Consider the following 18,599-nt stretch of genomic DNA (forward strand, 5'->3'; position numbering starts at 1 on the left):
TCGGTTTAGGGGCACAGCAGGTTAGTCACCATGCCCCGCCGGGGAGTTCAGGTTTTAGCCCATGCCGCCGCCCAGGGCACGGTACAGGTTGACCTGGGCCTGCAACTGCGCCAACCGGTCGCTGATCAGCGCCTGCTGGTTGCTGAACAGCGAGCGCTGGGCATCCAGAAGGGTCAGGTGGCTGTCGACGCCGATGCGGTAGCGCCGGTCTGCCAGGTGGTAGTAGGCCTGGCTGGCGGCCACCAGGTCCTGCTGCGCCTGCAGCTGTTGCTGGTAGGTTTGCCGCGCCGCCAGCCCGTCGGCGACCTCGCGGAACGCGGTCTGGATGGCTTTTTCGTAGGTGGCGACGCCGATGTCCTTCTGCAGCTTGGCGTAGTCCAGGCTTGCCTTCAGCGCGCCGGCGTTGAAGATCGGCAGGTTGATGGCGGGCGCGAAGGTCCAGGCCCCGGCGCCACCCTTGAACAGCCCGCCCAGGCTGGCACTGGCGGTGCCGGCGCTGGCGGTCAGGCTGATGCTGGGGAAGAACGCCGCCCGCGCTGCGCCGATGTCGGCGTTCGCGGCCTTGAGCGCGTATTCCGCCTGCAGCACGTCGGGGCGGCGGGCCAGCAGGTCTGACGGCAGCCCTGCGGGCACCTCTTCCAGCTGGTTGGCGGCCAGTGGCTGCGGCGCTGGCAGGTCGGCGGGCAATGGCGCGCCCAGCAGCAACACCAGGGCGTTCTCGTCCTCGGCCACCTGGCGCTGGTAGGTGGCCAGGCTGGCCCGGGCGCTTTCCACCGCAGTGCGCGCCTGGGCCACGTCCAGCGCCGAGGCCACGCCGGTGTCGCTGCTGCGCCGGGTCAGGTGCAGGCTTTGCTCGTAGGCGGCCAGCGTGTCCTGGGTAAGCCCCAGCAGCTCGCGGTCGGCCTGCCAGGTCAGGTAGGCGTTGGCCACGCTGGCCACCAGGCTGATCTGCGCGGCGCGGCGGGCCTGATCCTGGGCGAAATAGGTCTGCAGGGCCGCGTCACTCAGGCTGCGCACGCGGCCGAACAGGTCCAGCTCATAGGCGCTGACGCCCAGGTTTACCCCGTACTGGCCGGCGACGCTGGTCGCGCCGCTCTGGGACAGGTCGGCCGGGGTGCGCGCGCGGGTCGCCGTGGCGTTGGCGCTGACCGCCGGCAGCAGGTCGGCGCGCTGGATGCGGTACTGGGCGCGGTAGGCCTCGACGTTGAGGACCGCCACCTTGAGGTCGCGGTTGTTGTCCACGGCGCGCTGCACCAGCAAACGCAACGCCGGGTCGTGGAAGAAGCTGCGCCAGCCTTGCGGGGCGGCCGCGGCAGCCGCGGCCCCCTGAGGGTACTGCGCCGGCACCGGCGCCGCCGGGCGCTGGTACGCAGGGATCAGCGAGCAGCCGTCGAGCACGCTCACGGCCACCGCCAGGGCAATCAGGGTCTTTCTCATCAGGCAGTCTCACTCTCGATGGAGGCGGCGGGCTTGGGCTTGCGCGCGCCCTTGAACAGCGTCGATACGCTGACGAAGAACAGCGGCACCCAGAACACCGCCAGCAGCGTCGCGGTGATCATGCCGCCGATGACGCCCGTACCGATGGCGTGCTGGCTGCCCGAGCCGGCGCCAGTGGAAATGGTCAGTGGCACCACGCCGAGGATGAACGCCAGGGACGTCATGACGATCGGCCGCAGGCGCATCCGGCAGGCCTGGGTGGCCGCCTCGAACAGGCTCAGGCCTTGCTCGTGCAACTCCTTGGCGAACTCGACGATAAGAATGGCGTTCTTCGCCGCCAGGCCCACGGTGACTAGCAAGCCGACCTGGAAGAACACGTCGTTGGACAGGCCGCGCAGACTGGTGGCCACCAGCGCACCGATCACGCCCAGCGGCACCACGAGGATGACCGCGATGGGAATCGACCAGCTTTCATACAGCGCCGCCAGGCACAGGAACACCACCAGAATCGAGATGGCGTACAAGGCGGGCGCCTGGGAGCCGGACAGGCGTTCCTCGTAGGACAGGCCGGTGAACGAGATGTCCACGCCCGACGGCAGTTGCTGGGCGATGCGCTCGACCTCGGCCATGGCTTCGCCGGAGCTGTGGCCAGGGGCCGGGGCGCCGAGGATTTCAGTGGAGGACACGCCGTTGTAGCGCTCCAGCTTGGGCGAGCCGTACACCCACTGGCCCGTGGCGAACGCCGAGAACGGCACCATCTGCCCGCTGCTGTTGCGCACGAACCACTTGTCCAGGTCTTCGGCGTGCATGCGCGAGTCGGGCTGGCCCTGCACGTACACCTTCTTCACCCGGCCACGGTCGATGAAGTCATTGACGTAGCTGCTGCCGTAGGCCACCGACAAGGTGGTGTTGATGTCCGTCAACGACAGGCCCAGGGCACGGGCGCGTTCGTCGTCGATGGTCAGGTGGTACTGCGGCTCGTCGGGCAGGCCGTTGGGGCGCACGCCGGCGAGAATCGGGCTCTTGGCCGCCAGCTCCAGGAACTTGTTCCGCGCTTCCATCAGCTTGGCGTGGCCGACGCCGGCCTCGTCCTGCAGGTAGAAGTCGAAGCCGGTGGCGTTGCCCAGTTCCAGCACCGAAGGCGGCACCACGGCGTACACCAGCGCGTCGCGGTACTTGAAGAACTCCTGCTGGGCGCGCGCGGCAATCTTGAACACCGAGTTGTCGGCGTTGCGTTCGTCCCACGGCTTTAGCAACACGAAGGCGATGCCCGAGTTCTGGCCACGGCCGGCAAAGTTGAAGCCGTTGACGGTGAACACCGAACTGACGGCGTTGCCCTCGCCGTGCTCCTTGTCCAGCAAGTAACTGGACATGCGGTCGAGCACCTTCTGGGTCTGCTCGGCGGAGGTGTTGGGCGGGGTCTGCACCTGGGTGAAGATCACGCCCTGGTCTTCCTCGGGCAGGAACGAGGTGGGGATGCGGGTGAACATCCACATCATGCCCACCACCAGCAGCGCGTAGGCCATGAAGGCCGGCATTTTGTGGCGGATGACACTTCCCACGCCGCGCTCGTAGCTGGCGGTGGCCGCATCGAACTGGCGGTTGAACCAGCCGAAGAAACCGCGCTTGGGCTGGCCGTGGGCGTGTTCGTCAATGGGCTTGAGGAAGGTGGCGCACAGCGCCGGGGTAAACACCAGCGCCACGAACACCGACAAGGCCATGGCCGAGACGATGGTGATGGAGAACTGGCGGTAGATCACGCCGGTGGAGCCACCGAAGAAGGCCATGGGCAGCAACACCGCCGACAGCACCAGGGCGATACCCACCAGTGCACCCTGGATCTGCTGCATGGACTTGCGCGTCGCCTCCTTGGGCGACAGATGCTCTTCGGCCATCACCCGTTCGACGTTTTCCACCACCACGATGGCGTCGTCCACCAGCAGGCCGATGGCCAGGATCATGCCGAACATGGTCAGGGTGTTGATGGTGAAGCCGGTGGCAGCCAGGATCCCGAAGGTCCCCAGCAGCACCACGGGGACGGTCAGGGTGGTGATGATGGTGGCGCGCAGGTTCTGCAGGAACAGCAGCATCACCAGGAACACCAGCACAATGGCTTCGCCCAGGGTGTGGGCCACGCCCTTGAGCGACTCGGTGACCACCGGGGTGGTGTCATACGGGTAGATCGCCTTCACGCCCGGCGGGAAGAACGGCTTGAGCTTGTCCACCGTGGCGCGGATTGCCTTGGCGGTGTCCAGGGCATTGGCGCCGGTGGCCAGGCGGATGGCGATACCGGAGGCCGGGGCGCCGTTGGACTGGGCGTTGACGCTGTAGTTTTCACCGCCCAGGCCCAGGGTGGCGACGTCCTTCAAGCGCACTTGCGAGCCGTCGGGGTTGACCTTGAGCAGGATCTCCTTGAACTGCTCGGCGCTTTGCAGGCGGGTCTTGCCAATGATGGTGGCGTCGAACACCGTGCCTTTCACCGCCGGCAAGCCACCGATCATGCCGGAGGAAATCTGCACGTTCTGCGCCTGGATGGCCTCGGTCACGTCCACCGGGGTCAGCTGGTACTGGTTGAGCTTGGCCGGGTCGATCCACACGCGCATGGCGTACTGGGTGCCCCACACCTGGAAGTCGCCCACGCCCGGGGTGCGCGAGATCGGGTCCTGCATGTTGGAAACGATGTAGTTGGCCAGGTCTTCCTTGCTCGACTTGCCGTCGGTGGACACCAGGCCCACGAACATCATGAAGTTTTGCTGGTACTTGGTCACGCGCAGGCCTTGCTGCTGCACCTCCTGGGGCAACAGCGGGGTGGCCAGGCTCAGCTTGTTCTGCACCTGCACCTGGGCGATGTCGGGGCTGGTGCCCTGGTCGAAGGTGACGATGATCTGCATGCTGCCGTCGGCGTTGCTGGCCGAGGAGATGTAGCGCAGGTGGTCGATGCCGTTCATCTGCTGTTCGATGACCTGCACCACGGTGTCCTGCACGGTCTGCGCCGAGGCACCGGGGTAGCTGACCTGGATGGCGATGGCCGGCGGGGCGATGTTGGGGTACTGGTTGATCGGCAGCTTGAGGATGGCCAGGCCACCCACCAGCATGATCACCAGCGCCAGGACCCAGGCGAAAATGGGCCGGTCGATGAAAAACTTGGACATGGGTTACTCCGCTTTCGCGTCAGGGGCGCTGGCGTCGGACACCAGGGTTGCCTTGACTTCATGAGGCACGACTTCAGCGCCGGGCTTGACGAACTGCAGGCCTTCGACGATGACCTTGTCGCCGGCCTTCAGGCCGTTTTCCACCAGCAGCTGGGTGCCGATGGTGCGGTTGGCGGTCAGTTCGCGCAGCTCGACCTTGTTGTCGGGGGTCACCACCAGCGCGGTGGAATGGCCCTTGAGGTCGCGGGTAATACCCAGTTGCGGGGCAAGAATGGCATTTTGCGCAGTACCGGTAGGGATCTGCGCGTGCACGAACATGCCCGGCAGCAACAGGCGGTCGGGGTTGGGGAAGACCGCGCGCAGGGTCACCGAGCCGGTGCTGGGGTCCACCGACACTTCGGAGAACTCCAGGGTGCCTTGTTGCGGGTAGAGCCGGCCGTCTTCCAGGGTCAGGCTGACCTTGGCCTTGGTGCCGCCCTGGGTGTGCAGTTGGCCTGCGTCCAGCGCCCGGCGCAGCTTGAGCATGTCGGCCGAGGACTGGGTAACGTCGACGTAGATGGGGTCCAGCTGCTGGATCGTGGCCAGGGCGGTGGTTTGCCCGTTGGCCACCAGCGCGCCCTCGGTGACCTCGGAGCGCCCGATGCGCCCGCTGATGGGCGCCAGCACCTTGGTGTAGCGCAGGTTGATCTGGGCGCTGCGCACCTGCGCCTCGGCCTGCAGCTGCTGGGCGCGGGCGTTGTCGTATTCCTGCTTGCTGACGGCCTGCTCGTCGATCAGCTGCCGGTAGCGGGTGGCCAGCGAGCGGTACTGCTCAAGGCTGGCCTGCACGTTGGCCAGCGTGGCCTCGTAGGTGGCCGGGTCGACCTGGTACAGCTGCTGGCCTGCCTTGATGTCGCTGCCTTCCTGGAACAAGCGCTTGAGCACGATGCCATCGACCTGCGGCCGCACCTCGGCGACCCGGTAGGCGCTGGTGCGCCCCGGCAGGTCCTGGGACAGGTTGACGGTGCCAGGCTGCAGCGTCACCACCCCGACTTCCGGCACCTGGGCCTTGGCGGGAGCCGGCTGCTCCTTGTTGCAGCCACTGAGCAGCGTGACGATGGCAATCGCCGAGGCGAGTGCGGGGGCTATTGGTTTGAGTTGCATGTAAACCTCGAAACGGGCCCGGACAGCAGGCAGCGCTGTCAGGAGCAATAAAAAGTTGGGCAGGACCAGCAAGGAAAAAACGGTGTTTGTTGTGGTTGGGGCAAGCGGGCGCCGTTGCGGCGCGCAATGTCAGGGAGGGGCGTTGTCAGTCGAGGCGCATGTTACCAGCGGGTATTGAGTTGAATAATGCCGATATCGTGAATGAAGATGTGAGCTGTGCTCATCAATGCCCGCCTTCGCAATCAGCGGCGCGGCAGATACACTGCAGGTCAATTGGACGGTGTGGGCGCAGTCGCTGATGATTCGAACAGGGCTCCCGGAGTTGACGGCATTCGTGGCCATCGCCCAGCAACGCAGCTTCAGCGGTGCGGCGCGTACGCTGGGCGTTTCGGCGTCGGCGCTGAGCCATGCCATGCGTGGCTTGGAGGCTCGGCTGGAGCTGCGGCTGTTCAACCGCACCACGCGCTCGGTGGCCCTGACCGAAGCCGGTGAGCAGCTGTTCCAGCGCGTGCAGCCGCTGCTGGACGACCTGGAGGGCGCGGTCAACGAGGTGACCTCGGCACGCAACACACCCTCGGGGTCCATTCGCCTCAGCGCCTCGGAATCGTCCTTCACGTTATTGGTGCGGCACGTGATGCCGCGGTTCCTTGAAGCGCATCCCAACATCCATATCGAGTGCACCGCCGACAGCCGCCTGGTGGACATCGTCGCCGAGGGCTTCGACGCCGGCATCCGCCTGTTCGACGATGTGCCCAAGGACATGATCGCCGTGCGCTTCGGCCCCGACGTGCGTTTTGCTGCGGTGGCCTCGCCCGATTACCTGGCCCGGCACCCGGCGCCCCAAGCCCCTGAAGACCTCAAGGCCCACCGCTGCATTCGCTTTCGCTTCGCCAGCGGCGCGCTGCTGCGCTGGGACCTAGAGCACCTGGGCCGCAGCGCCAGTCTCGATGTAGACGGGCCCATGACCATGGACAACCTCAACCTGATGACCGAGGCGGCGCTGGCGGGCATCGGCATTGCCTGGCTGCCGCGCCAGCAGGTCGAGGAGCACCTGCGGCACGGGCGGCTGGTGCACCTGCTGCCCGACTGGGGCCCGTACTACCCCGGCGCCTGCCTTTACTACCCGGCCAACCGCCATCCGCCGCTGGCGTTGCGCTTGTTCGCCGAGGCGCTGCGCGACTGGGTGCGCACTCAAGGGTAGGGGCCGGCCTTAGTTGGCGGCGTCGCCGTACCAATAGTGCGCCGTCACCCCGCCGTCCATGAGCAGGTCGCTGCCGGTGATGAAGGTGCCTTCAGGGCCCATCAACAAGGCCGCGACCGCGCCCACCTCGTCGGGCGTACCGCCGCGCTGCGCCGGGCTGGCGGCGATCATGGCGCGGTAGCCGGCGCCGCGCGGGCCGTCGAGCTCGTCCCGGGCCAGGGGGGTGAAGATGATGCCCGGGCTGATGGTATTGACCCGCGCACCGCGCTTGCCCCAGCGCAGGGCCTGGGCCGCCACCCGTAGCGAGTTGCCGCGCTTGGACAGCTGATAGGCATTGAGCGGGTCGGTGACCTGGTCGGGTTGCAGCATGGGCAACGCCAGCAGCTCGTCCGTCGGGGTCAGGGCCAGCGCTCGGTTCTGCGCCTGGGACAACGCGGGCAGGCGATGGCCCGACTGCGAGGCGATGACGACGGCGCTGCCGCCTTTGGCGATGACCTCGCCGAACAGCTCCAGCACCAGCGCGGTGCCATACAGGTCCACGGCCAGGATGGTGGCCGGCGGCGCCTGGGAAGGGGAGACGCCGGCGGCATGGACCACCCCGGTGATGTCGCCGAGCGCCACGGCGGTGGCCACCAGGGCTTGCACCGAGGCCCGGGAGGCCACGTCGACACTCGCGGTGCTCACGGCAAACCCAGCGTCGGCCAGCACCTTGGCCGCCGCGTCGGCGTTGGCCTGGCGCAGGTCCGCCAACAGCACGTGCTTGCCGGCGCTGACGCGGCGGGCGATGGCCTGGCCGATGGAGCCGGCGCCGATTACCACGGTTACTTCTGTCATGACTGCCTCCTGAACGTTGTGCCGGCACTATAGGGCAGCAGGCCGGTGACGATTAGAGGGCCAGCGCCGCGTACCCTTGTGAACGCCATTCAGCAGTGCAGCCCCAGGCAGCCGTCGACAGCTTTTATGAGAGTGGTTATTATCCGCACCTTCATTCGCACCCCTGGTTGATCCGCCCTTGTCCACGCCAAGCCCTTGCGCCCCGTCTGCCGCTGACGTCGGCCACCTCTATGTCGATCATGGTGGGTGGCTGCAGCACTGGCTGAGCCGGCGTTTCGGCCATTCCTTCAACGCCGCGGACGTCGCCGACCTGACCCACGACACCTTCGTGCGCCTGCTTCTCAAGCCGCGCCAGTTCGCCGGCAGCGGCGATGCCCGGGCATTCCTGTGCACGGTGGCGCGGGGCTTGTGCATCGACCAGTGGCGACGCCAGCGCATCGAACGGGCGTGGCTGGAGGCGCTGGCGGCGCAGCCGGAGTTCGTCGAGCCGTCGCTGGAATACCGCGCGCTGGTGCTGGAGGCGCTGGAGGAAATCGACGCCATGCTGCGGCGCCTGCCGGGCAAGGCGCGCGAGGCGTTCCTGCTGGCCCAGCTGTATGGCCTGGGCTACCGCGAGATTGCCGCGCGGGTGCAGGTGTCGGAGCGCATGGTGAAGAAGTACATGGCCCAGGCGATGTTCCAGTGCCTGCTGCTGGAAGCGGGCCTGGCGCCATGAGCCATTCCCAGCACCAGGTGCTGCAGCAGGCCGCCGCCTGGTACGCCTTGCTGCGCTCGGAACGGGCCAGCGAGCAGGACCAGGCCAAATGGCGCCACTGGCATGACCAGCACCCCGAGCACCGCCACGCCTGGAGCCTGGTGGAACGGGTGGGCGGGCGCTTTGGCCAGTTCGGCGACAGCGCCGAGAAACACGGCGCCCTGGCGGCGCTGCGGGCAGGTGGCAGCGCCGGCATCAGCCGGCGGCGCACGCTGCTGTCGCTGGGTGGCCTGGGGCTGGCGTCCTGGCTGGGCTGGCGCACGCTGGACGCGGGCGGCAGCGGTTGGTTCGCCGATTACGCGACCCGCACGGGCGAGCACCGCCACGTGGCGCTGGCCGGGGGAGGGCAGCTGTGGCTGAACACCCTGAGCGCCGTGGACCTGCAGCGCGACGGCGGCCTCAAGTTGATCAGCGGCGAGATCCTGCTGGATGACCAACAGCGCCGGGGCGCCACCTTCCGCATCACCACGCCGGTGGCCGAACTGACCTCGCAGCAGGCGCTGTTCAACCTGCGCCTGGCCGAAGCCGGCCTGTGCCTGGACGTGTACGCCGGCGTGGTAGAGGTGGCCTGCAATGGCCGCAGCCAGCGCGTGCAACAGGGCCAGCAGTTGCGCGTCGGCCATCAGGGCCTGGGGCCACTGCTGCCGGCCAACGAGGCACACCGCGCCTGGGTCAACGGGGTGATGGTGGCCGACGGCACGCCGCTGGGGCAGGTGGTGGCAGAGCTGGCGCGCTACCGCCATGGCTACCTGGGTTGCGACCCACGGGTGGCGCAGCTGCCGGTGGTGGGGACGTTTTCCATTCGTGATACCGACCGTGCGCTGGCGTCGCTGGCCAGCGCCTTGCCGGTGCGGGTCAGCCGCGTGCTGCCCTGGTGGGTCAGCCTGGAGGCGCGCGCCTGAGCCACGGGCGCGCCTGGGAAAACTTTTTTTCAACACGCGGTTCCCTTTTCGAGGGCCTCGTTCGGTGTCAGGGAAAGCACGCCATTTCACCTACCCAACGTTGCGGAACCGGCCTCATGTCTTCGATCCAAAAACGCACCCGTCGATTCAACCTTTCGCCCCTGGCCATGGTCATTCCCCTGGCGTTCGGCAGCGTGGCCGCCCTGGGCATGGCCAGCGCCCAGGCCGCCCAGGGGGTGCAGACGTTCCACGTGCCCGCAGGCAACCTCACCCTGCAACTGGCGCGCTTCGCCCAGCAGGCCGGCATCGAGCTGGCCGGCAACGCCCAGCTCACCGATGGCCGCACCGGGCCGACCCTGGAAGGCGACTACAGCGTCGACGGCGCCCTGGCCGTGCTGCTCGGCGGCGCCGGGCTGACCGCGCAGAAGCAGGCCAATGGCGCCTACGTGCTGGTGGCCAGCGGCGACCTGCAGCTGGGCGCCACCGAGATCGACTCCAGCACCGACATCAACACCAGCTACCAGCCGGCGCCGCCGACCTCGAGCTCCATCCTGCACAGCGACAAACCCACGCTGAACACCCCGCAGGTGGTGAACGTGGTCACCAGCCAAGTGCTGCGCGACCAGAAGCCGCGCAACCTCGACGACGCCCTGGCCAACGTCAGCGGCATCACCCAGGGCAACACCCTGGCGTCCACCCAGGACACCATCATGAAGCGCGGCTTCGGTGGCAACCGCGACGGTTCGATCATGCACAACGGCATGCCGCTGGTGCAGGGCCGCGGCTACAACGCCGCCGCCGACAGCGTCGAGGTGCTCAAGGGCCCGTCGTCGCTGCTGTACGGCATCATGGACCCCGGCGGGGTGGTCAACGTGGTCAGCAAGCGGCCGTCGCTGCAGGCCTACAACGCCATCACCGCGCGCGCCTCGGGCTACGCCCACGGCCGTGACGGCAGCGGCGGCACCCTGGACAGCACCGGGCCGATCGGCGACACGCCGCTGGCCTACCGCCTGGTGGTGGACTACGAGGACGAGGACTACTGGCGCAACTTCGGCACCCACCGCGAATCCCTGGTGGCGCCGTCGCTGGCCTGGTACGGCGACGACACCCAGGCGGTGTTGTCCTACGAGCACCGCGAGTACCTGACGCCCTTCGACCGCGGCACGGCGCTGGGCAGCAACGGCAAGATCCTCGACATCCCGCGCACCGAGCGCCTGGACGACAAGTTCAACACCATGGAAGGCCGCTCGGACCTGACCCAGCTGCTGATCGACCACCAGTTCGACGACAACTGGAAGGGCCACCTGGGCTACAGCTGGAACCGCGAGACCTACGACGCCAACCAGCTGCGCATCTCCAAGATCGCCGCCGACGGCACCGCCACCCGCAGCAACGACGCCACCCACGGCGCGGTGAGCACCGACAGCTACGTGATTGCCTCGATGGAAGGCAGCGTTGGCGTGGCCGGTTTGCAGAACGACCTGCAGTTCGGCGCCGACAACGAGAAGCGCAAGATCTACCGCGCCGACCTGCTGCGCGAGACACCCACCAGCGGCTTCAACGTCTACGACCCGGTGTATGGCCAGCTGAGCCCGTCTTCCACCGTGTCGGCCAGCGACAGCGACCAGACCGACAAGCTGCGCGCCCAGTCGCTGTTCCTGCAGGACGCCGTGCACCTCACCGACCAGTGGACCCTGGTGCTCGGTGGCCGCTACCAGATGTACGACCAACTGGCCGGCAAGGGCCGCCCGTTCAAGGCCAACACCGACATCAACGGCCAGAAATTCCTGCCCCGCGCCGGCCTGGTGTACCAGTACAACGACATGCTGTCGTTCTACGGCAGCTACACCGAGTCGCTGAAGCCGACCTCCAGCATCGCCCAGCTGTCCAGCGGCGTGACCATCGATTCCTCGGTGCTGCCCGAGCACGCCAAGTCCTATGAGATCGGCGCCAAGCTGGAGATCCCGGGGCGCATCACCGGCACCCTGGCGCTGTTCGACATCGACAAGAAGAACGTGCTGGTCTCGCAGTACAACAGCGCCACCGCCACCACCGACTGGCGCACCAGCGGCGCGGCCCGTTCGCGCGGCGTGGAGCTGGACGTGAGCGGCGAGATCACCGACGCCTGGAGCCTGATCGGCAGCTACGCCTACCTGGACGCCATCACCACCAAGGACCAGCTGTACGAGGGCAACCGCCTGTGGAACACCGCACGCCAGACCGCCTCGTTGTCTGCGGTGTACGACTTCGGCAACATCTTTGGCGGCGACCGCCTGCGGGTCGGCAGCGGCGCGCACTACGTGGGCGAACGCCCGGGGGACTCGGCCAACAGTTTCTACCTGCCGGCCTACACCACGGTGGATGCCTTCGCCTCGTACGACACGCACCTGGACGGCCACAAGGTGAACCTGTCGCTGAACGTCAAGAACCTGTTCGACCGCACCTACTACACCTCCAGCGTCAACCAGTACTTCATCTCCATGGGCGATGTGCGCCAGTTCATCCTGTCCTCGACGCTGGAGTTCTAAGCCATGCGCACATTGCAAGCGATGGCCCTGGCCCTGGCGTTGCTGGGCAGCCAGGCCCAGGCCGACGATGGCCTGCTGTACCGCACCAGCGCCGTGCGCACCTTGCCTGGCAGCGGCCACAGCTGGGGCTTCGCCGCGCTGGACCCGGCCCGGCCGCTGCTGCTGATTGCCCGGCGCGAGAACGGCCTGACACCGTTCGACGTCGACAAGCAGCAGGCGCTGCCGACGCTCGCCAATACTGGCGGCGCCAACGCCGTGGCGTTCGTGCCCGGGCACAACCGCGCCTACGTGGCCAACATGGACGGCACCCTGGGCATCCTCGACCTTGCGCAGCTGAAGGTGCTGCAGCGCCTGCCGGTGGACAGCGGCAACCTCAACAACCTGCTGTATGACGCGCACAGTGACCGGGTGATCATCACCAGCGGCCGTCGCGGCGACCACTCGACGCTGTACCTGCTGGACCCGGCCACCGACCGGCTGGTGGGCCAGCGCGATATTGCCGCGCGCAAGCTCGACGGTCCCATCGGGCTCAGCGATGGCCGCTTCATCGTGCCGCTGCGCGACGAGGACCAGGTCGCCGTGCTCAGCGGCCCGCTGCTGGCGCAGCAGCGCTTGTTCAGCTACCCCGGTTGCCATCAACCCAGCGCGCTGGCGGCGGACGAGCAGGGCGGTCGGCTGTTCATCGCCTGCCGCGGTGGCCAGCCGCAGCTGGTGATCGCTGACCTTGCCAGCGGCGCGCAGTTGCAGACGCTGCCCATCGGCCGTGCGGTCAACGCCATGGCGTTCGACGCCGCCCGCCAGCAACTGCTGATTCCCAGCGGCGCCGACGCCAGCCTGGGCGTGGTGGGCAAGGCCGCCGACGGCAGCTTCCGCCTGCTGGGCAGCCTGGGCACGCGGCCATGGGCGCACAACATGGTGTTCGACGCCGCCAGGGCCAGCGTCTACCTGCTGGCGATGGACTTTACCCAACCGGCGCCCACCACGGCGGTGCCCAAGCCTGACCCGCAGTTCCACCCGGACACCTTCAGTGTCCTGACCTTGAAGGCGCAGTAAGGGTGGATGGGGCGTTTCGGCGCCCCATGCAGTCTGATAGCCTGCAGATCGGTTCCCCGTACGCAGCCTTTGAGACCCCATTATGCCGATGTCAAAACTCGACGCCCTCGACTCGGACATCGTCCGCGAGTTGCAGGAAGACGGTCGTCGTCCGTTCCGTGAAGTGGCCCGCAACCTGTCGGTGCCCGAAGCCACCGTGCGCACCCGGGTCAAGCGCCTGCAGGACCAGGGCATCCTGCAGATCCTGGCGTTCACCAACCCGGCCAAGCTGGGCGACGCCAAGCTGGCGCTGATGTTCGTCAACGTCGCACCGCAAGACCACGAACGGGTGGTGGACACCCTGGGGCGCTGGACAGAAGTCAGCTACCTGTCCACCACCATGGGCACCGCCGACATCTGCGTGCAGGTGCTGTGCCGCGACAACGACGCGCTGTGGGCGCTGAAGCAGCGCATTCGCGCCTTGCCGGGGGTAGAGGAGGTGCGGCTGATGCAGGAAGTGAAGGTGCACAAGATCCGCTTCACCATTCCCGCCTCCGAGATCGAGCTGTAACCTCCGACCTGGCTTCTGCGCATAACGGCACGGCTTTTTACGCGCATTGCGCAAGATTTCATTTATCTGATTGCGACACGCATCGGTGCCCCGACCTGGGGCACCGCGCCCCCACCTGTCCGCTGCAAGCCCTCTGCGGCCTGCGCGCCGTATTGGTGCAGCTATAATCAATGGAATTATCGCGTATCTATGCGCGACATAAGCTGCGTATTGCGCAGTTTTGCGGCAATAAAACCGTGCTAATGCGCAGAAAAGATGATTATTATTGACCCATCACAAGCTGTTACAAAAATAGCGAATGAGGGTGAAACACCATGCACGAGAGCACCGACGGCCACGCGCCGCAGCAAGGTTTCGAGAAGACGATTCGCTGGTGGGATGGCGTCGCCATCACCCTCAGCCTGCCCGCGGCGCTGTTCGTGGGCCTGGGCTATTCCATGGGCGCCATCGGCGCCTGGGCGGCGGTGGCGCTGTGGGCCACCATTGCCGCGGTGGCCGCCCTGCATAACTGGGTGTACTCGGAAATGGGCGCCATGTTCAGCCACAAGTCCGGCGGCATCGCCCTGTACGCCAACGAGGCCTGGAGCCGCCGTGCACCGGCCCTGGGCCCGCTGGCCACCTATGCCTACTGGTTCGCCTGGGCCACGGCTCCGGCCATCTGGGGCCTGGCGGTGGCGCAGATCCTCACCGAGCAGTTCTGGCCCAACGCAACCTATAGCCTCGACCTGGGCCTGGTGCAGCTGGACCTGCCCAAGCTGATCGCTTTGGGCGTGGCGCTGCTGTCGTGGGCGCTGAGCATGATCGAGCTGCGCTTCACCATGATCCTCATCACCCTGGCCGGGGTGCTGCTGATGATTCCGGTGGTGATCTTCGGCAGCGGCGCCTTCGCCTCGCACCTGTGGAGCAGCGCCAGCTTCACCTGGCGCATTCCCGCCGGCGTTGAAGGCGCGCGCACGGTGCTGGCGTGGCTGTTCGTGATGGCCTGGTCGGCCTACGCGGTGGAGGCGGCAGCGTCGTTCATTCCCGAGTACCGCGACACCGTGCGCGACACCCGCAAGGCCCTGCGCGTGTCGGCGATGATCCTGCTGCTGGTGTTCACCCTCACGCCCCTGGGCCTGGCCGGCCTGCTGGGGGAACAGACCCTGGCCAACCAGCCCAACGGTTTCCTGCAAGCCGGCGCCGTGGCGTTGCTGGGCGGCGGGGCGGCGGGCATCACCCTGGTGCTGATCGCCGGCATCCTGGTGCTGTCGGTGATGGGCACGGCAGACGCTGCGCGGGCGCTGTACCAAAGCTCGCGCGACGGCCTCACCGTGCGCCAGTTCGGCGTGCTCAACCGCAATGGCGTGCCCGCCCGGGCGGTGACCGTGCAGCTGTTGATCAACGTGGCGCTGGTGCTGTTCGTGGGCAACGCGCTGGCGGTGATCGTGGCCGGCAACGTCGGCTACGTGCTGGCGCACCTGCTGGCGGTGGCCGGTTTCGTGGTGCTGCGCAAGGACCAGCCCGACACGCCACGGCCGATTCGCCTGCCACGACGCTGGCTCGGCATCGCCGCGGCGCTGGCGCTGTTCGACGGGCTGATCCTGCTGGTGGGCATCACCAGCAGCGCCATCACCGGCTACGGCGGCTACAAGGAAGTGGCCATCGCCATCGCGGTGCTGGCGGTTTCCCAGGTCATGTACCGCTGGCGCCAGTGGCAGGACCGCAAGCAGCCTCCGGCCGTGCCCCTGCGCACGTAGCCGCTGCCGCCAGGCTGCGCTGGCCCGCATTGCAACGCAGACATCCCGGTTGAACTCCCTGGCCAGCGCAGCCTTCGGCAGCGGCTACGGGAACACTTTTCTTCAAGGAACTTCGCCATGAGCATTGATCACTCATTCGGCCCCGTGTGGCCGAACCGCAGCCCCGTGGCTGTGTCCCTGACCTTCGACGTCGACGCCGAGGCCGGCCTGCTGGGCGACAGCCCCAGCTTTGCGCGGCGCCTGACCGCGCTGTCCGAGGGGCGCTTCGGCGTGACCCGTGGCGTGCCGCGCATCCTCGAGCTGCTGGCGCGCCACCACCTCAAGGCTTCGTTCTTCGTGCCCGGCCACACCGCCGACAGCCACCCCGGCCTGGTCGAGCAGTTGCTCAAGGCCGGCCACGAAGTGGGCCACCACGGCCACCTGCACCTGCGCAGCGACAAGGTGTCCGTGCAGGAGCAGCAGGACGAAATGCACCGCGGCCTGGAAGCCCTGCAACGCGCTGGCGCACCGAAGCCCGCCGGCTATCGCTCGTCGTCGTGGGAGCTGACCCCCGAGACCTTCGCGATGATCGTCGAGCACGGCTTCCAGTACGACTCCAGCTGCATGGGCGACGACCGCCCGTACTTCGAGCGCTGCAACGGCCAGCAGATCCTCGAGCTGCCGGTGCACTGGTCGCTGGACGACTGGCCGATGTTCGGCTGGGGCATCGACAACGGCGGCAATTTCACCCACCCGCGCACCCTCACCGACGTGTGGCTGGCCGAGTACGAGTCGGCGCGCCGCGACGGCCGCCACACCACCTTCACCATGCACCCGGAGGTGATCGGCCGCGCCGCCCGCTTCGAGCAACTGGAGCGCTTCGTCGAGCGCCTGGTCAGCGACGGCGACGTGTGGTTCGCGCGCCTGGATGAAGTCGCCGCCCAGGTGGCGCCGCAGCTGGAGCGCACACGATGACCTACGTCTTCCGTTCCACCGTCAGCGATCCCCATGGCCGTGGCCGCGAGTTCGGCGAATGCCACGCCGCGCAGATCAAGGCATCGGTGCAGGCCTATCGCGGCCTGTTCGAGCGCACCGCGCAACGCCCCGTGGACCTGCTGGGCCTGGGCGCCCAGGCGCTGGAGAAAATCGCCGCCTTCGCACCACCCCTGCACGCCGAAATCCTCGGCATGGCCGAAGGGGCAGGGCTGGACCCTCGCGAGCTGGGCGCCATCAACGCCCGCACCGAGATCCTTGCCTACGCCGGTGCCACGTTGCGTGGCGAGTGCTCCACCGTCGTCCATCTCGACCCGCAGTCGCCCATGCCCATCTCGGTACAGACCTGGGACTGGTACGCACAATTCGCCCCGCAGTGGCTGGTGTGGGAGATCCCCCATGGCGATGGGCGCATGACCACCACGGTGACCGAGTACGGCATCGTCGGCAAGATCGGCGTCAACCGGCAAGGCCTGGGCGTGCACTTCAACATTCTTCACCACGCCACCGACGGCCAAGGCATCGGTGTGCCGGTGCACGTGGCGTCGCGCTGGCTGCTGGACAGCACCGCCGATTTCAACGACGCCCTGCAGCTGCTGGCCGCTACCCGCTTCTCGGCGTCCAGCGTGCTGACCGTGGTCACCGCCCAGGGCGGGGAGAGCAGCGCGGTGTCGGTGGAGCTGTACCCCGAAGGCCCGGCCTTCGTGTTCCCCGGCGCCGACGGCCTGCTGGTGCACACCAACCATTTCCTCGATGGCCGCGCCAAGGCCGGCGACACCGAGTGGGCCACGTACCCCGACACCCTGGTGCGCCACGACCTGCTCACCCGGCGCCTGGCCAACCGCCGCGACCTTGCCGCCGGCCAGATCATCGCCGCCATGAACAGCCACCTGGGCAGCACCGGTGCCGTGTGCTGCCACCCGGACCCGGCCAGCAGCGCCGACCAGTACCAGACCCTGGTCACGGTGGTGCTCGACGTGCCGGCCGGCACCCTGCAAGCCCTGGCGGGCGGGCCCTGCGCCCACGTCAACCATTCCTGACCGATACCCAACGGAGAACCACGCATGCTCAAGCTCAAACGCATCGACAACATGGACATCCTCACCCACGACGTACAGCGCCTGGTGGACTTCTACCACGGCACCCTGGGCCTGGGCTTCTTCCTGCCCTACGTGGCCGAGGAACGCTGGGCCGCCATCGAGACCGGCAACCTGACCCTGTACCTGTTCCACACCGACAGCCCGGCCCGCGTGGCCCGCCGCACCGCCGTGAACGTGGAAGACCAGCCCGGCTTCGACTCCTTCGCCTTCGAGGTGGAGAACCTGGACGAGGCCATCGCCTACCTGGACGGCAAGGTGCAGTGGGTGACTGCGCAGCCCATCGCCTGGCAGCACCCCAGCGGCACCCACTACCGCTACCGGCCGATGTTCGACCCCGACGGCAACATGCTCTACATCACCGAACCGCACAAAGCCTGACGCCCTGGCCACCTGGAGAACAATAAAATGACAGCGACTGTTTCCGCCCAAGCCGCCAAGCTCGCCCCCCAGCCCGTGCTGGACCTGGCCCACGAGGCGCAGAGGTTCACTGGCCGCGTGGCCCTGGTCACCGGCGCCGGCCGCGGTGCCGGCCGTGCCCACGCCCGCCTGCTGGCCGCCCGTGGCGCCGCGGTAGTGGTCAACGACATCGACGCCGACGTGGCCCAGGCCACCGCCGCCGAGATCAATGAGGCAGGCGGCAGGGCCATCGCCCTGGCCTGCGACATCACCACCCGCGACAACGCCGAGCGCTTGATTGCCCAGGCCGTGGAGCACTTCGGCCAGCTGGACATCCTGGTGCACAACGCCGGGATGATGTACTCGCTCACCGGCCTTGAAGCCACCGACGACGCCAACTTCAACCAACTGCTGGCGATCAACGTGCACGCGCCGCTGTACCTGACCCGCGCGGCACTGCCGGCGCTGCGCAACAGCCGCGCGCCGCGGGTGATCTTCATCAACTCGCAGTGGGGCCAGGTGCCGGACGGGCATTCCTACGCCTACATGGTCTCGAAGAGCGCGCAGCTGGGCCTGATGAAAACCATGGCCAAGGAGTTCGTGGGGCAGGGGATTCTGGTCAACGCCATTACCCCGGGCGCGATCCTGACGCGCATGGTGCCGGAGGAATACGTGGAAGGCGAAAAAGCCAACATTCCCCTCGGCCGCCTGGTGCACCCCGAGGAAATCGCCGCCGCCGTGGCGTTCCTGGCCAGTGACGAGGCGGCGTTCATCACCGGCCAGGTGCTGGCGGTGAACGGTGGTGCGCTGGTGGTGGGTATCTAAGCAAGGCCTGATGAGG

Annotated in this window: 15 protein-coding genes; 11 read left to right on the plus strand and 4 right to left on the minus strand. The window is 67.6% G+C overall.

Annotation, left to right across the window (positions count from 1 at the left end; genetic code table 11):
- Positions 1-54: 54 nt before the first annotated feature.
- From adeC to AC0J42_RS14740, 3 genes are read right to left on the minus strand one after another with little or no spacing between them, the layout of a single operon-like run.
- Positions 55-1,437: an AdeC/AdeK/OprM family multidrug efflux complex outer membrane factor gene (gene adeC, locus AC0J42_RS14730; protein WP_473006731.1), complete on the minus strand. Its 1,383-nt coding sequence runs from the start codon at positions 1,435-1,437 to the stop codon at positions 55-57.
- The gene (locus tag AC0J42_RS14735; RefSeq protein WP_473006732.1) at positions 1,437-4,589 is read right to left on the minus strand and encodes an efflux RND transporter permease subunit; all 3,153 of its coding nucleotides are present in this window, start codon (positions 4,587-4,589) and stop codon (positions 1,437-1,439) included. The genes adeC and AC0J42_RS14735 overlap by 1 nt, the downstream gene beginning before the upstream one ends.
- 3 nt (positions 4,590-4,592) lie before the next feature.
- On the minus strand, positions 4,593-5,732 hold the full coding sequence (locus tag AC0J42_RS14740) for an efflux RND transporter periplasmic adaptor subunit (RefSeq protein ID WP_473006733.1): 1,140 nt from the start codon (positions 5,730-5,732) through the stop codon (positions 4,593-4,595).
- 298 nt (positions 5,733-6,030) lie between these two features.
- Here AC0J42_RS14740 and AC0J42_RS14745 point away from each other — a divergent pair, with 298 nt between their 5' ends.
- Entirely contained in the window at positions 6,031-6,933 is a 903-nt protein-coding gene (locus AC0J42_RS14745; RefSeq protein ID WP_473006860.1) for a LysR family transcriptional regulator, read from the plus strand.
- A gap of 9 nt (positions 6,934-6,942) precedes the next feature.
- Here AC0J42_RS14745 and AC0J42_RS14750 read toward each other — a convergent pair whose 3' ends face one another.
- Positions 6,943-7,767 (minus strand): SDR family oxidoreductase, encoded by an 825-nt coding sequence (locus AC0J42_RS14750; RefSeq protein WP_473006734.1) that lies wholly within the window; start codon positions 7,765-7,767, stop codon positions 6,943-6,945.
- Between the two features lie 178 nt (positions 7,768-7,945).
- Here AC0J42_RS14750 and AC0J42_RS14755 point away from each other — a divergent pair, with 178 nt between their 5' ends.
- The 10 genes from AC0J42_RS14755 to AC0J42_RS14800 all read left to right on the plus strand — a co-directional run bounded on the left by AC0J42_RS14755 (position 7,946) and on the right by AC0J42_RS14800 (position 18,583).
- Complete coding sequence (locus AC0J42_RS14755) at positions 7,946-8,482, plus strand: sigma-70 family RNA polymerase sigma factor (protein ID WP_416424295.1); 537 nt, start codon at positions 7,946-7,948, stop codon at positions 8,480-8,482.
- Entirely contained in the window at positions 8,479-9,423 is a 945-nt protein-coding gene (locus tag AC0J42_RS14760; protein ID WP_473006735.1) for a DUF4880 domain-containing protein, read from the plus strand. Before AC0J42_RS14755 ends, AC0J42_RS14760 begins: the two co-directional genes overlap by 4 nt.
- Before the next feature lie 116 nt (positions 9,424-9,539).
- The gene (locus AC0J42_RS14765) at positions 9,540-11,951 is read left to right on the plus strand and encodes a TonB-dependent siderophore receptor (RefSeq protein WP_416424297.1); all 2,412 of its coding nucleotides are present in this window, start codon (positions 9,540-9,542) and stop codon (positions 11,949-11,951) included.
- Between the two features lie 3 nt (positions 11,952-11,954).
- Positions 11,955-13,004, plus strand: a complete 1,050-nt coding sequence (locus AC0J42_RS14770; RefSeq protein ID WP_473006736.1) for a YncE family protein — start codon at positions 11,955-11,957, stop codon at positions 13,002-13,004.
- Positions 13,005-13,086: 82 nt separating this feature from the next.
- Positions 13,087-13,554, plus strand: coding sequence for an Lrp/AsnC family transcriptional regulator (locus tag AC0J42_RS14775; RefSeq protein WP_416424299.1), 468 nt, complete (start codon positions 13,087-13,089; stop codon positions 13,552-13,554).
- 314 nt (positions 13,555-13,868) lie between these two features.
- Positions 13,869-15,290 (plus strand): APC family permease, encoded by a 1,422-nt coding sequence (locus AC0J42_RS14780; RefSeq protein WP_473006737.1) that lies wholly within the window; start codon positions 13,869-13,871, stop codon positions 15,288-15,290.
- A gap of 117 nt (positions 15,291-15,407) precedes the next feature.
- Positions 15,408-16,244 (plus strand): polysaccharide deacetylase family protein, encoded by an 837-nt coding sequence (locus tag AC0J42_RS14785; RefSeq protein ID WP_473006738.1) that lies wholly within the window; start codon positions 15,408-15,410, stop codon positions 16,242-16,244.
- Positions 16,241-17,302, plus strand: a complete 1,062-nt coding sequence (locus AC0J42_RS14790; RefSeq protein ID WP_473006739.1) for a C45 family autoproteolytic acyltransferase/hydolase — start codon at positions 16,241-16,243, stop codon at positions 17,300-17,302. The genes AC0J42_RS14785 and AC0J42_RS14790 overlap by 4 nt, the downstream gene beginning before the upstream one ends.
- Positions 17,303-17,326: 24 nt before the next feature.
- A complete protein-coding gene (locus AC0J42_RS14795; protein ID WP_473006740.1) occupies positions 17,327-17,740 on the plus strand; it encodes a VOC family protein in 414 nt (137 codons plus the stop codon).
- A gap of 27 nt (positions 17,741-17,767) precedes the next feature.
- Positions 17,768-18,583 carry an SDR family NAD(P)-dependent oxidoreductase gene (locus tag AC0J42_RS14800; RefSeq protein WP_473006741.1) on the plus strand — a complete coding sequence of 272 codons (816 nt, stop codon included), beginning with the start codon at positions 17,768-17,770 and terminating at the stop codon, positions 18,581-18,583.
- Positions 18,584-18,599: the final 16 nt, after the last annotated feature.

Source organism: Pseudomonas sp. Tav-5-1A, from assembly GCF_055755055.1.

Excerpts from the sequence above, each read along its gene's own strand:
- adeC (WP_473006731.1), bottom strand. The coding sequence starts at position 1,437 with ATGAGAAAGACCCTGATTGCCCTGGCGGTGGCCGTGAGCGTGCTCGAC.
- AC0J42_RS14735 (WP_473006732.1), bottom strand. The coding sequence starts at position 4,589 with ATGTCCAAGTTTTTCATCGACCGGCCCATTTTCGCCTGGGTCCTGGCG.
- AC0J42_RS14740 (WP_473006733.1), bottom strand. The coding sequence starts at position 5,732 with ATGCAACTCAAACCAATAGCCCCCGCACTCGCCTCGGCGATTGCCATC.
- AC0J42_RS14745 (WP_473006860.1), top strand. The coding sequence starts at position 6,031 with ATGATTCGAACAGGGCTCCCGGAGTTGACGGCATTCGTGGCCATCGCC.
- AC0J42_RS14750 (WP_473006734.1), bottom strand. The coding sequence starts at position 7,767 with ATGACAGAAGTAACCGTGGTAATCGGCGCCGGCTCCATCGGCCAGGCC.
- AC0J42_RS14760 (WP_473006735.1), top strand. The coding sequence starts at position 8,479 with ATGAGCCATTCCCAGCACCAGGTGCTGCAGCAGGCCGCCGCCTGGTAC.
- AC0J42_RS14765 (WP_416424297.1), top strand. The coding sequence starts at position 9,540 with ATGTCTTCGATCCAAAAACGCACCCGTCGATTCAACCTTTCGCCCCTG.
- AC0J42_RS14770 (WP_473006736.1), top strand. The coding sequence starts at position 11,955 with ATGCGCACATTGCAAGCGATGGCCCTGGCCCTGGCGTTGCTGGGCAGC.
- AC0J42_RS14775 (WP_416424299.1), top strand. The coding sequence starts at position 13,087 with ATGCCGATGTCAAAACTCGACGCCCTCGACTCGGACATCGTCCGCGAG.
- AC0J42_RS14780 (WP_473006737.1), top strand. The coding sequence starts at position 13,869 with ATGCACGAGAGCACCGACGGCCACGCGCCGCAGCAAGGTTTCGAGAAG.
- AC0J42_RS14785 (WP_473006738.1), top strand. The coding sequence starts at position 15,408 with ATGAGCATTGATCACTCATTCGGCCCCGTGTGGCCGAACCGCAGCCCC.
- AC0J42_RS14790 (WP_473006739.1), top strand. The coding sequence starts at position 16,241 with ATGACCTACGTCTTCCGTTCCACCGTCAGCGATCCCCATGGCCGTGGC.
- AC0J42_RS14795 (WP_473006740.1), top strand. The coding sequence starts at position 17,327 with ATGCTCAAGCTCAAACGCATCGACAACATGGACATCCTCACCCACGAC.
- AC0J42_RS14800 (WP_473006741.1), top strand. The coding sequence starts at position 17,768 with ATGACAGCGACTGTTTCCGCCCAAGCCGCCAAGCTCGCCCCCCAGCCC.